Raw genomic sequence first — 14,958 nt, forward strand, 5'->3', positions numbered from 1 at the left:
TGTATGCACGGCGGCTGCGCCGCCTTGCATACAAACCTGAACCCATGAGTGCGCGTAGAGTTGTGGGCATCTGCGAAACGACCTGGAGGGGGGTAAACCATGTACCAATCCGAATTTATTCTGTATCCTGAAGGAGATGCAGGGGTATGTTGACGGATTCATTGTTCAAAATTCTTTTTACCATGGTAATATCCAGATTGGCTATCTGTGCTATCAATTCTTCGGACAATCCCTTTTTTCGAGCATTACGTACCAGGGAAACCATGGTTTGTTGGCTGCCTTTCTGAAGCCCTTTCTGAAGCCCTTCCTGAAGCCCTTTTTGTCTAATTTTTTCTGCTGTTGTCATGGCAATCTCCCCACCTTTTTCTGAAATACGGGCAACAGAATCGACAAGTTTGTCCGTTTCTATTTCCGTTGCCTGTAAAATATAGTTTATCACAGCCTCAAGAAATTTCAATCCCTGCTCTTCCTGGAAATATGCACGCCCAATTTCAAGAAACTGCACCAAATGATGCTCCAGTTTTTGCTGATCAAATATATTTTTCATGATCAACAATGCAATCCGCAGCGATGTCAGTTCAAATACGCTCTTTTTAATGCTTTCATTGGAATACGCAGAGAGGTCGACAAAAACAAATTCAAAATCCGGAATATATGGTTTTACAGCCACAGGAAAATTATCAAATCGGGAAGACAAGCTGCCCGGATTCCAGGATTTACAGCCATGATAAAGCACAACGGGGATCACTGGTATCCGGGGCTGTTTCTGCTTGATGCTGTTTTCCCAGAGATTTCCCATGTAGCGGAGAAGCTGAAACTGCAAATTATTGTCAGGACTGCTTTTATGTTCAAAGAGCAGGGCTATCTTTATTTGAATGCCGGATATTCGACAGGTATAGACGGTGTCGGTAAAGTTTTCCGCCAGTGCGGTATCAACATGAGACCCTTTTTCAATGGTGAGCGTACTGAAATCCATCTCCGCTGCTAACTCTGTGGGGAGTGTATGCTTGACAAAGTCGGCAGCATGCTCACGGATTGAAAAAGTCTGTTTAAAAAACAAGTCGTGATGGCCCATGTTTATCCTTTAAATTCGGTGGCATTTGGTTTGCCCCCACTAAGCCTTTGTTATTAAAACCCACTTTTTGGGGGCAAAAACAGCATTTTAAGGAATCAGTGGGCTCAGGCGTTGCTCATCATGTTTACGAGGGTCTCTGCCCGTCGGCCCACCTGGCCATACCATCGTGAATCCTTCATCTCCGCACCGGCCCTGCCAAAATCCTGATCCTTAACAGCGGCAATCATTTTCTTAAATTGCCGGAACCGGCCAGGCCCCAGGTTAAACCGCATATCCACAAGCACCAGCTGCACCGCTTCCGGCAGCAGATCAAACCCCTGGAAAACCGTTTCCAGATCCTCAATACACTCCTGAATATCATTTTCCAGCAGCATCACCGCTTCTTTGTCCGTGATGCCTTTGTCCTCAAGATTCCTGCCGATACCAATGGTCAGCTTGCCTGCCGGGCATCGATAGGGTTTCAGACGCAGGCCTTCGTGGGTTGTCAGTTGATCCGTCAGTTTTTTATGAAAATCCTTGTCACGGCTCATTATATGTCCTCCAAATCAAATCAGGTTCAGGGCAAAAGCTCCGGGGAGTTTTTTTTGCGGTTGCTGCGCCAGGCCCACCACCCGGCCACGGTGAGGGTGGCCCAGCCCAAGGTATCAATGACGGCCATGCCGTTCACCGCTTTGCCCACGTCCTTGAAAATGACGTCCCAGAAGTGCTGTCCCCGGCCTTTGCCGTATTTATAGAGGGTGCCGTCGGCCTCCCTGGCCCACAGATAATCGTATCGGTACCCGAAATCGTGGATCAGCCCGGGGATGAGCAGCAGCCCGATGGGGGAGAGCATGCCCCACAATGGCCGGGGGATGGAGGCCCCGTCAAACAGAAATCCTTTGGGGATTACAATGCGTGGCCCGCCGTTGGGCAACGAATATTCCCAGTTTTCCATGACTTCCCACTGCCGCACCCGGGTGATCCACCGCCACAGGCGCTTTGGCGCACCACAGCCCTTGGTATCTATGGGCCACGGCCTGAGTATCGGCATATGTTCTATTTTCATGGGGTCTGACCCCGCTAAGTAGTTGTTATTAATGCGTTATGAGTTCTATAAAGGGGTGTTTTTGCGCTTAGGGTGCACTTTTTGGGGGCTAAAAGTGGGGTTTAAGGATTTTGAGCCTTGTTATGGATGCTGGTATTGGGTTTTGGCTTCTTCACTTTTTAGACAGAGGGCAGATTTGTATTTACTGCGGCTTCGCCGCCGTAAATACAAACCTGGATCAATCAAGCCTGGGGCTTGGCTTGTTGATGTTATTGGGGGTAAAATATGCTTTTTTCGTTGCCCGGAGAGTTGCCAAGATTAGACTATTATGAATATTTCGGATTATTCCCAAAAGATTTTAAAGACAAAAATAATCTTGCACTGCTGTCATTTAAGCAAGTAAATCCGTATTGTTCATAAAAACCTTTGGCATTATCGTCAATTGCATCAACAACCATGGCATAGATGGCTATCTGCTCGCTTACCGACAGCGTTCGCTTAATGGCATCTATCAGCAGCATTTTGCCGATACCGTATCCCTGAACGCTTTTGCTGACTGCAAGCCTGCCAATCAAAGCAGCGGGTATCGGATGCCTGGGCAGCTTCCGTGCCAGATTTTCTGGTAATTGGCTCAGTTCAATGGATAATGTACTCAAGCTGTAATAGCCCATCACCTCTTTGGAATTGCCAGGCTGCTCCGCAACAAAAACACGACTGATGCTGCGTTTGATATCCTGCCCTGCCTGCTTATGAATATAATTATCCAATGCGTCTACATTACAATGAAAGCTGGCTCTGTCATGATCCGTGTTGAGCGGTGCAATAACCAGGTCCCGGAGATGTCTCATTTGGCGATGACACGCTTATCATATTCTCCAAGAGCTGCAGTCAATTTGGAATTAAACCGCACAGGGGCGGAAAGTGCCTCAAAAAAAGACTTTGAATCCTTTGCATTTAAGGCCAGGATCTGATGATCCTGAACTGTTTTTTCTGCACATTTCAAAGCACTGGTCAAAATAAAGTTACTGACGGTCTTACCCTCAAAACCGGCAGCAAGCATTATGAGGTCCTTTGCACTGCTTTGCACACGGAGATTGATTCTCTCGGTTTTACTTTGTGACCCTGCTTCCATGACTCTCCCTCCCCTGTATTTTTGTTGACATCTTGCACAAATGTACGTCATATCGGTGCCTTTGTCAACAACATGGGGTCTGACCCAGAACGGGGTCACGGGGTCAGGCTTCGTTTATTAGCGTTATTGCAAAACAGCCCTCAAATAACCACAATAAACGAAGCCTGACCCCCTATTTCCCGTTCCCGTAGTAGGAGGCGTAATATTTTTGATAATACTTGTAGTAATACCCGCCTTTTTTAACATCCACGCGGTTAAGAAGGACCCCCAGGATGGGTAATTTGGCCATGCGAAATCGATCCACCACCTCTTTAACGATTTTTTTATTGGTTTTACCCGACTGAAGCACCAATACCGTGCCATCGGTGCGGGGGGCCATGAGCAGTGCATCAGAGGCAGGCAGCACAGGAGGTGTATCCACAATGATAAAATCAAAACGCTGCTTTAGAATCTCCATGAGAAATTCAGCTTTATCCGATCCCACCACTTCGGCGGGATTGGGGGGAACCTTTCCCGCCGGTAAAAGAAAAAGATTTTCCATCTCTGTTGTCTGAACAGCGCCATCAATAACTTGATTGATATACTTTAACTCCTTGCCCTGGCCAAAGAAATCCCGGTAAAGCTTTTCAAAATCAAGGGAGGGCACCATGGATGAGGTTACATCCTGTTCAGCCATGGGGAAAAACTCAAAGGAACCTTCTAACATCAAAGATGCCACCCGCAGGGCGTCCAGGGCATTTATCCCAAGCGTTTTTTCAAGATCTGGTCTGGAGATAAATCCCATGGCATAAAAAATATCCCCCAGGCGCTGGCGGGTTTTTCTCTGATGGGCCAAAGCAATATCAGCATTTTCCTGGGAAATAACTTTCTGCCGAACCAGCTGGGAAGCCAGTTTTCGGGTGGGGGGACAGGTATTCCAAAGAAGATCGGTCACCTTGCCGTTAATCACATAAAAGCTCACCTGCTCTTCCGGCGAAGTTATCTTTAAAATACCCGTATTTTTCTGGTACTTCATCAATTTTAATTTGTCCCCAAGGGAGTATTCAGAAAGATCGCCCCGGGGCACGTCTTTTCCCAATGCATCGGAAAGAATATCGGTGAAACCCGGTTCATATTTTTTTTCAAACACTTCGGTGAGCACCGGCTTTCTCAAGTCAGCGTCAATAAGCAAGGTGCGTTTGCCACTCTGGGCCATGGTGTAGGCCAAATTGATGGCAGTGTTGGTTTTGCCCTCGGCAGGAATGGACGAAGTCACCAGCACGGATTTTAAATTTTTTTCCATGGCGGAAAAATAGAGGTTGGTGCGCAAATTTCGATAGGACTCTGCATACCTGGAACCCGAAGGAAAGTCAAAAAGCAGATTTTTCTTCCGAAGTGCAAGATCTGCGCTTTTTTTCTTGTTTTTACTGAAAAATTTCATCGTCTGGCTCCATAGGTATATCCATACCCCGAACTTTTATCGGCCTCGGGAATGACAGACAGCACCGGCAAATTGAGGTAAGCGTGAATATCTTCTTCGGTTCTCAGGGACTGGTCCAGATACTCAAAGAAAAATGCCAACCCCACTCCGCCCATGAGCCCCAGCACAATGCCAAGAAGGAAATTGCGTTTTTTATTGGGGGACACCGGAACAGGGGAGACACCGGCACTTTCCACAATGCGAATATTGGAGGTGTCGCTGGTCTTTAAAATATCTGATTCCTTTACCCGGGCCACCATCACATCATAGAGATTCTGGCTGGTGTTAACATTTCTCTGGAGAATGGTGTATTTAAGCTCCTTTCCGCTGGTATCCAGGGCATCCTGTTCAAATTCACCAATGGTTTTCTCCAACACCCCTTCCCGGGCACGGAGTACAGTGCGCTGGGATTTAAGATTGGCAAGCTCCTTGGCCAGCTCTTCGTTAAGGTGCTTTTTGCTTTTGGCAAGCTCACTTTTCAGCTGCACCACCTTGGGGTGCTTTGATTTATACACCTTGGTAAGTTTGGAATACTCAATTTCCAGGTTATTAATCTTGTTATAAAGATTTTCAATAAAGGTATTGTTCAACAACGATCGAACCTTGGCAAGCCCCCGGGCGGAATTCAGATGACGTTCCAGCTCGGCAATCTTGGAGTCCAGCTCCATGCGGCTGTTCCGGGCCTCCAGGTATTTGGTGTTGAACTCAGAAATTTTCTGATCCACCACTTTTTGTTTGCCTTCCATGGAAAACAATTTAGACTGCTGCTTATACTCAAAAAAAGTCCGCTCATCATCCTCCAGCTTCTTTTTCAGACGATAAAGTTCATTGTTGAGCCAGTCCAGATTTTCCTTGGATGATTCCACCCGGTTGGAAAGATTGAATTTTATGTATTCCCTTGCCAGGGCATTGGCAATATCAGCAGCCATGGCCGGATCTTTATCCTTCACAGATATATCCAGCAGCCGGGTGTTTCGCACCTCTTGGATATTAATTTTCGCCCCGACATTTTTGATCAGATCATTGCGTTTCTGGATTTGCGGATCAACCAAAGCCCTATCCGTGTTAATATCTTCATCATTGTCCTGGGAAAAGAGCAGCTTGATGTTTTCTTTGAGTTGACGGATCACATTGCCAATGGGACTGATCTCCAGATCTTCCTCGTTCACCTGGTCCAATCGCAGGGCAGTGACCACCTTTTCAATCACCGGGGTTGATTTAATCAATTTAAAATGGGTCTGAAAGGTAAGGGTTTCTGATGCATACCCTTCAAACTCCATGCGCTCCCCTGTGATGGGAGAGGTAGTTTTCTCCCTGTCAATGATCAGCTGGGCTGTGGATTTATAAATGGGGGTGGTGCGCAGGGTAAACAGCACCGTGGCAGACAGGGTCAGCACAAAACACAGAAATATTAATCCTTTGCGCTTGGTGAGGATTTCTATGTATTCCGACAGGTGGATCTCTTTTTCCTGGAACATCTCATCCGGGTGTGAGAGATCCTCAAATTGTCTCTGCTGGAAATGGTTTTCCATTTTATAAGGTCCTGGGTTTTAGGTTTTACTGGGGAGGTAGTGTATATGTTACAGCCAGGATTCAGGGATAAAAATACGATCCCCGGGTTCCAGGGGAAAATCGGAAATTTTTCCCCGCTGGACTTTTTCCAGGTTGATTTTAAATACCTTTTGTTCGTCGGAATCAGTGTTGCGGATGATGCGGGCACGGTTGGGAGCTGCATATTTACCAAAACCGCCAGCCATGATGCAGGCACCAAAAGCTGTAAGCCCTGGCTGGTAATCAAACACACCGGGGGACTTTACTTCGCCCTCCACATACACCTTGGTAAAGGTCTGATTCAATGCTTTCCCAAGGGGTATGTAAACGGTATCCCCGGACTGCAAAGCAATATTTTCCGTCATATCGCCCTGATCCAGAAGTTTCAGCAGATCCACCCGGATGGGCTCTTTTTTTACCACGGTGCTTTCAAAGGAATCTGCATCCGTGTTTGCAGCCAGAAGGTCATTAACCCCACCTCCTTTACTGCCCCGGAGAACGTAGGCAACGTTTCCCCGGTCCGAATTAACACCACCGGCTTTGGCAATGAGATCCATGATGCTGGGATTAAAATTAAGCTCGTACATACCAGGGCTTTTCACAGCGCCTGAAATAAAAAACTGCAGGCTGTGGTACGCTTTGATCTGCACCTGCACCTGGGGATTCACAAAATAATCCCGTTGCAGGGGAATTTGAATGGCCTGCTCCAAAGCTTCCTGGGTAAGCCCTTCGGCTCTGACAGCCCCCACCAGGGGAACATTTATATCCCCAGACCCGGACACCACAAGTTCCGTGGAAATATGAACTTCACCACCGGCAAGCACTGTTACCAGGACCACATCCTCTGCCCCCAGACGATACCCGGTGACCATGTCGGTGCCGTCGGCAGCATGCAAGGTGGCTCCGGCATGGAAAACAACCATTAAAGACATGGCCACCACCTGGAGGAAACACAGAAAAAGGCATTTCCGGAAAAACGATTTCCGGGAAATCCATGGAAAGCCCCTGGCATCAGTTATATTTCTTTTAAGTGTCATTGGATATCCATATATAATAATTACACCCTGATTTTTTCTGCCGGAGACCGCACAAAAAAAGATACTCATCAATAATAAAACAAAAAAAGGCATGAAAAGCTGGTGAGTCGCCCATACAGGTACTTTCCATGCCAAATTAAAACCATTGTCAATTTTAATTAAGCAATACTAAAACCAGTTTTTACCACCCAAATCATACCGTACATTTATATTAAAAAGGATATAGGTATTATCATAATCCTTACCGGCCTCATTGGATTGCCGGGATTCAAACCCCGGCTCCACAGCAAGGGAGAACACTTTGTTCACAGCGTAATTTGTGCGGCATGCCAATGCCCATTTATTGTCTTTCCTGGGGCCCTCGTCATAATCACTGAACTGATAAAATCCCTTTAAATCCATTTTCAGGCGCTCCATAAAGACATGTCCCAATGACGCGCTGAACTTGGTGGCCTTATAGTAAAAATCTCCAGAACCGGAATCATTGTAATTCTGATTTAAGGTGGCGTCAATCCAGCTTTTGGGTGTTCCATCACTGCTGGAACCGGTTTGTCCTTTTACACCAATAACCCAGGTGGGTGCGTTCAGATCATTCATATCGGAGTGATCAAATTCCCTGGCATGGTACCCCGCCCCTGCTTTGAAAGTCAGGTATTTATACTTCTTTTTCAGATTAAACATGGCTTGGTTAGAGGTATAATCAGAGGAACTGCCCTCATAATCCCTGTCCCAGACCTGGTAGTCTATATCCACGGCTGTACTGTGGTTTAAATTATAGGTGAGCGTAAAAGTCCCCCGATTTTCATTGGAATCTTCACTTATCCCCTCGGAATAATCGGTCCTGAGATTTGTAAACTTAACGCCAAGGCTGAATTTATCTCCAAATTGATATAAAAGCCCGGGGGTAAACCGGTTTAAAGTGTATTTATTCCGGGTAACATCATTGTTAAATTCGTCTGAACTTGCAGGGTCTCTGGTTTTGATAAAATCATTTAAAACGGCCATGGTGAGACGATTGCTCACTTGACTTTTAACGGCCAGGGAGGCTTTGTGGCCAACATAATCATAGTCACTGATATTGTCTTCTCCACTGTACTGGTTTACCTCTGCTGAATAATTTAAACTCAAACTGCTTTTGGCCGTTACATAACCAAGATCAATTCCCGGTCTAAAAATATAGGTACCAACACTTTTTTCGCCATTTTCTGCTTTAAAGTAATTGGAGTCATGCTGATACTCCAAATCCAGATGGGGAACTATGGTAAGGCGATCTGCATGGGAGTCCTCCAGAAATATTCCTGTCAAAGCATACAATATTATCAATAGACTACATATAGGGTTTAAGCATGAAATTTTCATGGAATCTCCAAGCTAATTTGGATGAATTCTGTAGACATATTAAACGTCGCTGGCTGGCTCTGCATCATTTTGATTTTCTACATCATCGTCTCTCACGACATTTTCAATGGGGGGAAGATCTTCCCCTATGTTGTCATCACCTGCAGCGTCATCATCTGCGCCATCATCTGCATCTGCGCCATCATCACCTGTGGCGTCATCATCCACATCATCCACATCATCGCTAACAGCCGCTGCAATCTCATCTGCTGCTTCCGGGACCACACTGGTCACGGCAGCGACCACCTCCTCTGCTGCTTCAGGAGCTGCGGTGGTCACGGCCGAGGCTATTTCTGCGGCGGCTTCAGGAGCTGCGGTGGTCACGGCCGAGGCTATTTCTGCGGCGGCTTCAGGAGCTGCCGTTACTGCCTGGGTGGCCGCAGCAACGGGGTCCATACCCTCATCTATTGCTTTTTGGGCGGCTTCAACCGGAGTCATACCTGCTGCAATATCCGCAGCAATATCTGCAAAGACAACAGCAGGAAAAAAAACTGTAAGACTTAAACAAAAACTCAACAATAGATATAATGTTCGAAAATTTTTTAAACGGACCATATTTCCTCCTGAACTTAACTAAATAAGATAAAGTTCAATTTTAACCATCACCGGCCTACGCCCGCAACAACTCAACCGTTTCCTCATATTGACATGTTTCAAAACGACAATGGGGTTCCCACGGTCTATTCAACAACTTTTCCAAACGTTTCCTGGCCCGGGCTATGCCCGGCGGCCTCATATTGGCTGAATGAGCATCAGACCCCAAAAAGTGAACCATGTCCATATGGGCAAGACGCGTGGCGCTTTTCTTTACAGCCCTTCCAAAACCACCCATTAAACTACCGGCAGTGACTTGAAACAAGGCACCACAATGGTGCATTTCTTTTAACAGGTCCAAATTTTTCATAAGGACGACATTTCGCTCGGGATGGGCGATCACCGGGATCAATCCCCGGGATCGAACCAATCGAATAATCTGGCATAAATAACCTGGCATTACATGCGTGGGCAGCTCAATGAGGATATAAGCGCTGGCATTTAATGTCAGCACCCTGCCAGAATCGATATCATCCAACAACTCGGGTGTCAAACGAATTTCCTGACCGGGCAGAATGGTAAGGGGAATTTGCTCTTCCTCTAATAGGGAGTTAAGAAACCTGCACCCATTGAGCACATCAGATTTTTGACAATTGTAGGTACCATCGCAGCAATGGGGGGTGGCCACCATAACAGAAGTACCATCAGCCACCGCCATTTTTGCCATCTTTATCGCATCCTCAACAGAGGATGCTCCATCATCTACACAAGGCAGAATATGACTGTGAAAATCTATCATGAGCCCTCCTTTACAATCGAACAAAAGAGCATTAGAGCATATAGCTCCGCCCTTTAAGTTACATGGCGAAAGCACAATAACACATAATCGTCAAAAACTAATATTCTAAGCAAACTAAGCAAATTTCATACCTGTCCACCGGCAACAAACGCAGGGAGTTGCAAGGTTGAACTTGGTTTAATTTCAAAAAGGAGTGGTTTTGCAAAAACAGTCGACTGTTCACATAAGAAAGCAAAAGAAATAAAGCAGCACACAAGAACAAAGAGCAACCGATCATTACAAAAGCTAATGAGCAAATTCTAAAATCAGACCCTAAGATACACAATCACAAATTTAAATTCAACAATTTAAAAATATTTTTTTAAAATTATTCATTAACAATTCAAAACCACCCACGCCTTCATTTTTTACCATGTAAATATAGAGAAATAGAATCAAGAGAAGGAAAAATATGACACACAGCAAGAAAGATAACAACCAGACAAAAGGTTACAATAAGAATTCCATACAGAATATAATCGTTCTTTGCAAGACATTTTTCAACCTTTAATACTTAAAGACCAATATATTCCCGAATCACCCTGCAAATCTCATCACAAACACCATGGATACACGAAGAATCTTCCCCCTCCACCATCACCCGAAGCAGGGGCTGTGTACCCGAGTACCTCACCAGCACACGGCCATTTCCATTTAAAAGTTTTTCCGCTTGCTCTATACTCGATGCAATGGCATCAATCCCCATGAAATCAGGTTTATCCGGACGCACACTGACATTTTTTAACACCTGGGGATAAACAGTCATAACCTCTGCCAGCCGGGAAAGTGCCTCTCCGGTTTCCACCATGACAATGAGCAGCTTCAGAGCCGTGAGAAGACCGTCGCCGGTGGTGAGACAATTGGAAAAGATCATATGACCAGAATCTTCCCCACCCAGCACCGCACCGCTTTTTTCCATGGCCGCCATGACCTGGCGATCCCCCACCCCCGTGATTTCATGGTGAATCCCCAGGGATTTCAAAGCCCGGGACAACCCTATATTGCTCATGACGGTGCTCACCACCCGGTTGTGGGTAAGGTGGCCCTTGCGGGCGGCATGGGCTGCGCATATGGCAAGAATTTTATCCCCGGTCACCACGGCACCGGTTTCATCCAGGGCAATGAGGCGATCGGCATCCCCATCAAAGGCAAGACCTGCACAGGCATTATGTTTTATCACCTCTTTTGAAAGATCCTCGGTGTGCTGGGAGCCACAATCCTTATTAATATTAACGCCATCAGGGGAAATATGAATAAAACGGGCATTGAAATGCGGGGGAGCAAACACCTGTTGTGCCACCTGGAATGCGGCTCCGTTGGAGCAATCCACCACAATGGTGCCCAGGGGAGAGTCATTGGAAGTGGCAGCGTGTGTATCTTTTATCCCCTGGGTATAGATTCCTCTTAAAAAGGTGGCATATCGCTCCAGAACATGGGACATGGGTTGAATATGCCCGGGGTTTGCAATCTCCTCACCGGACCTGTCTTCCTGTGCATTGTCTCCTTTATTATTAGAAAGCAGTGCCAGTATCCGGGCCTCCATCATGGCCTCTTCTTCATCTGAAAGCTTATGGCCATCCCCTCGAAAAAGCTTAATGCCATTGTCATAGTAAGGGTTGTGAGAGGCAGATATAACGATGCCCGCCCCTGCATCCGGGGTGTTCATGGCAAGAAATGCCACCGCCGGAGTAGGAATAACACCTGCCAGACAAACATCCACCCCCTGGGAGGCGATGCCGGCAGCCAGGGCCGATTCCAGCATGCTGCCGGAACCACGGGTATCCCTGCCAATAACCACCTGTTTACGGTCACCCCCACCGACAAAATGTGCCACGGCCTTACCGGTTGCCATGGCAACCTCCACTGTCATGGGATAATGTCCGGTTCTTCCACGTATACCGTCTGTTCCAAATAGCTTACCCAAAGTATTTTTTCCTTTTATCACTCATGCACAAGATATTATACTGAGCTTACATAATTTATCATGATCATTGTATTTTAATCGTCACAGATTCCCTTCAGCCAAGCCATTCCCATGGCACGGGCCGTGGGAGAAAGGGAGTGAATGACCCGGGTATAATGAAATCCCTGGTGCTGGATGCCATGCAATATACAATCCACAAAATCACCCGGGGCCCGGGGCAATGGATACAGAAAGGCTTTTTCCTCCATTTGATATTTTATTTTTGACCATTTCCGAAGCACAGCATCACGGGGTGTAACCTCTGCTGGAGGCCCATCGCCACGGGACTGGATTTTTTCCCCGTAGCGTTTAAGGCCCTCACAAAAGCCATCCAAACGCTTTATGCGCTCTTTAATGCATCCCTCAAGGGTGGTCTGCATGCCGGACAGCAGTGCTTTGGAAAGAAAATTGTGGGAAAAAAACAGGGGACGGATCTGTTGATACCAGGCAAGGAGGGCGATGAGGTTTTGAATGTAGTGACAATTTTTTTCAAAAATATTGTGAATATCCCGGAATTTTTTTTTACCCATGGGAATGGAGCCAGATTTCATGGCACCGCCGAAAATCAGACATCCGGGTCGTGGCTCATCCCTGCGACAAATGGTCCCGGCAGCAACCACCGTTCCAAAGGCAAGGGATCGAGGCCCCACAAGCCCCCCCTGCCCCCCCAGGAAAATGGGGGGCTGATCCAGCATCACCCCCTGGTGGACATTGCCAAGCAAAGAGGCGGTGGCCTTATGCTGCTCCGGGGTATAATTAAAATGAATATAGGAACTTCCCACCTCGGAGTGATCTTTGCGACTGGTGCCGCCGGCCATTAAAAGATCACAAAAATTAATAAGGCTTCCCAGGGTAACAAAGGGGAGCAAAATGGTCTGTTTCAACCCCACGGTGTGGGCCGCACCGGCCTCTTCTTCCAGAATGGTGCCCCCCCGGACATGGGCCCCGGAGCCAAAAGAGTTTTTACCCACAAACACAGCATCCTGGAAAAAACCGCCCTTCAGGTGGGTATCCGGGCCCACATGACAGTTATCCAGGGTCACCGGCGCTTCTTTTCCCAGGGTGGTACCGGACATGATCAGGGTGTCTTTTCCAGAAATCCGGGTGCCGGGGTAAAGTGTGACACCCTCCCCGGAAATGCGCTCAAGGTCCACTTCCGGCCCAATGAACAGGGTGTGGGGAAGGGGTATCTCCACCCCTTTTTCCATCAAATAATTACAATTGTCTATTCCATTTTTTAGATTCATTTTTTAACACCTGAATTAATCATGGCTTCAGCAAAAAATAGTGGCAAAATTTGCTCTTTCTATAGACAAATTTTGTCGCAATGTGCAAAATCAAACATGCTCCCCGGATTTTTTTATATGAAACACTCCGCAGATCAGAGGCGTATTTCAAGCTTTGTTGTGGCCGGAACCGCATCAGAATACGGTCCGCCCGTGGCGGTTATATGAAAAGGCTATCAAAAGCGATAGGCCACCCCCCCCCAGGTCAAACCGGCACCAAATCCCACAAAAAGAATGGTATCTCCAGGGTTACCCACCACCCCCTGCTCCAGGGCTTCATCCAGGGCCAGGGGGATACTGGCTGCGGTGGTGTTGCCGTATTTTTGTATATTATTAAACATTTTGGATTCATCAATTTTCATGAACTGGGCAAAGGCCTGGTTAATGCGAAGATTGGCCTGGTGGGGAAACACCATGTCAATGTCATCCAGGGTGATATTGGCTTTTTCCAGGGTTTCCCGGGTGACCTGGGGTAATTTTCTCACAGCGGTTTTAAACACGGCAGGACCGTTCATGCTGGGGAAATATCGTTCAGAATCAATGGGAAGCCCCTTGGGGTGTCTGGCCGGCAGACGGGACGCCGGAAGCTCGGTCATGAGATTGTCAGCCCCGCGGCCATCGGCATGGAGACAGGAGGCAAGCACACCGATGTTCTCATCGGTTTCCACCCCTTCCACACACACGGCAGCAGCACCGTCCCCAAAAAGAACCGCCACATCCCGGCCCCTTGTGCTTTTATCCAGGCCCGAGGAGTGCACCTCCCCCCCCACCACCAGAACTTTATTGGCAAGCCCGCTTTTAATGTAGGCATCGGCCGTGGCCATGCCATAAAGAAAGCCTGTGCATTGCTGGCGGATGTCCAGGGCCGGTGTGCTGGTCAGGCCCAGTTTTTCTGCAAGAAGGCATCCGGATCCCGGAAAAAAGATATCTGGACTCAGGGTGGCAAAAATAATGAAATCAATATCTTCCGGCTGCCATCCGGCCTTTTCCATGGCCTTTTGGCTGGCGGTGAGACCCAGGTCCGATGCTCCCATTTCCCCCTCTTCGGGAATCCAATATCGCTGCTGGATACCGGTGCGCTGCTGTATCCATTCGTCGGTGGTATCCATGATCTTTGTCAGATCTTCATTGGTGACAAGGCAGGGGGCCAGGGCACGACCGGTGCCCCTGATAACGGTTTTTTTCATACTTTTGTTCCTTTGTTTGATATTTGTGGGATTATTTTTTTCTTTAGCAGGCTGAACGCCTGGTTTTGTTTCGTAATAATTAAGTATTATCGGGGTCAGAGCCCACTATAAGGTTGAATAAGTGCCCATAATGTTTATAATGTTCAGGCATTTCCTGTCGAAGACAATGAATATAGGGTCGTAGACGCGGAGCCAAATGGTATTATACCGCCGCCCCCCGACGGGCAATAGGGCCCGGACCGGAACTGTAGACAGCTCAATTGTCCGGTTCCCATTGCCCGTCGGGGGGCGGCTCTGCCTTAGCTTGCCTTGGAGGTTGCATTGTATATAACTGCCATGGGCAAATCATATTGGGATTTAACCTGCCCACAACGAAATTTGAAACTCTAAACATCACAAGCCCTTGGACAGAGTTTCATATAAACCGCCACGGCGGATCGTATTTTGATCCGGTGCTGCCCACAACAAAGATAA

At 47.3% G+C, this 14,958-nt stretch carries 14 protein-coding genes; all 14 read right to left on the bottom strand.

Features of this window, described 5'->3' with window-relative positions; translation table 11 throughout:
* Positions 1 to 115 precede the first annotated feature (115 nt).
* The 14 genes from B9A32_RS02390 to B9A32_RS02460 all read right to left on the bottom strand — a co-directional run bounded on the left by B9A32_RS02390 (position 116) and on the right by B9A32_RS02460 (position 14,484).
* The gene (locus tag B9A32_RS02390) at positions 116 to 1,075 is read right to left on the bottom strand and encodes an Rpn family recombination-promoting nuclease/putative transposase (RefSeq protein ID WP_084066778.1); all 960 of its coding nucleotides are present in this window, start codon (positions 1,073 to 1,075) and stop codon (positions 116 to 118) included.
* A 104-nt stretch (positions 1,076 to 1,179) separates the two neighbouring features.
* Positions 1,180 to 1,605: a glycoside hydrolase family protein gene (locus B9A32_RS02395; RefSeq protein ID WP_084066779.1), complete on the bottom strand. Its 426-nt coding sequence runs from the start codon at positions 1,603 to 1,605 to the stop codon at positions 1,180 to 1,182.
* 26 nt (positions 1,606 to 1,631) lie between these two features.
* Entirely contained in the window at positions 1,632 to 2,105 is a 474-nt protein-coding gene (locus B9A32_RS02400) for a DUF1353 domain-containing protein (protein WP_232367009.1), read from the bottom strand.
* Between the two features lie 320 nt (positions 2,106 to 2,425).
* On the bottom strand, positions 2,426 to 2,866 hold the full coding sequence (locus tag B9A32_RS02410; RefSeq protein WP_232367010.1) for a GNAT family N-acetyltransferase: 441 nt from the start codon (positions 2,864 to 2,866) through the stop codon (positions 2,426 to 2,428).
* 77 nt (positions 2,867 to 2,943) lie between these two features.
* Positions 2,944 to 3,231 carry a type II toxin-antitoxin system TacA family antitoxin gene (locus tag B9A32_RS02415; RefSeq protein ID WP_084066782.1) on the bottom strand — a complete coding sequence of 96 codons (288 nt, stop codon included), beginning with the start codon at positions 3,229 to 3,231 and terminating at the stop codon, positions 2,944 to 2,946.
* A gap of 172 nt (positions 3,232 to 3,403) precedes the next feature.
* Positions 3,404 to 4,651, bottom strand: a complete 1,248-nt coding sequence (locus tag B9A32_RS02420; protein ID WP_084066783.1) for a DUF4388 domain-containing protein — start codon at positions 4,649 to 4,651, stop codon at positions 3,404 to 3,406.
* Positions 4,648 to 6,222 (bottom strand): GumC family protein, encoded by a 1,575-nt coding sequence (locus B9A32_RS02425; protein WP_232367011.1) that lies wholly within the window; start codon positions 6,220 to 6,222, stop codon positions 4,648 to 4,650. Before B9A32_RS02425 ends, B9A32_RS02420 begins: the two co-directional genes overlap by 4 nt.
* A 48-nt stretch (positions 6,223 to 6,270) precedes the next feature.
* Entirely contained in the window at positions 6,271 to 7,278 is a 1,008-nt protein-coding gene (locus tag B9A32_RS02430) for a polysaccharide biosynthesis/export family protein (protein WP_232367012.1), read from the bottom strand.
* Positions 7,279 to 7,446: 168 nt separating this feature from the next.
* Positions 7,447 to 8,601 carry an outer membrane beta-barrel protein gene (locus tag B9A32_RS02435; protein WP_212637611.1) on the bottom strand — a complete coding sequence of 385 codons (1,155 nt, stop codon included), beginning with the start codon at positions 8,599 to 8,601 and terminating at the stop codon, positions 7,447 to 7,449.
* 75 nt (positions 8,602 to 8,676) lie between these two features.
* Positions 8,677 to 9,231, bottom strand: a complete 555-nt coding sequence (locus B9A32_RS02440) for a hypothetical protein (RefSeq protein ID WP_084066785.1) — start codon at positions 9,229 to 9,231, stop codon at positions 8,677 to 8,679.
* 55 nt (positions 9,232 to 9,286) lie between these two features.
* Positions 9,287 to 10,009, bottom strand: a complete 723-nt coding sequence (locus B9A32_RS02445; RefSeq protein WP_084066786.1) for a tyrosine-protein phosphatase — start codon at positions 10,007 to 10,009, stop codon at positions 9,287 to 9,289.
* Positions 10,010 to 10,562: 553 nt separating this feature from the next.
* The gene (glmM, locus tag B9A32_RS02450) at positions 10,563 to 11,972 is read right to left on the bottom strand and encodes a phosphoglucosamine mutase (RefSeq protein ID WP_084066787.1); all 1,410 of its coding nucleotides are present in this window, start codon (positions 11,970 to 11,972) and stop codon (positions 10,563 to 10,565) included.
* A gap of 74 nt (positions 11,973 to 12,046) precedes the next feature.
* Entirely contained in the window at positions 12,047 to 13,258 is a 1,212-nt protein-coding gene (locus B9A32_RS02455; protein WP_084066788.1) for a protein GlmU, read from the bottom strand.
* A 215-nt stretch (positions 13,259 to 13,473) separates the two neighbouring features.
* Complete coding sequence (locus tag B9A32_RS02460; protein WP_084066789.1) at positions 13,474 to 14,484, bottom strand: 3-oxoacyl-ACP synthase III family protein; 1,011 nt, start codon at positions 14,482 to 14,484, stop codon at positions 13,474 to 13,476.
* Positions 14,485 to 14,958 lie beyond the last annotated feature (474 nt).

Origin of the sequence: Desulfocicer vacuolatum DSM 3385 (genome assembly GCF_900176365.1) — a bacterium.
In the GTDB taxonomy this organism is placed as follows: Bacteria; Desulfobacterota; Desulfobacteria; order Desulfobacterales; family Desulfobacteraceae; genus Desulfocicer; species Desulfocicer vacuolatum.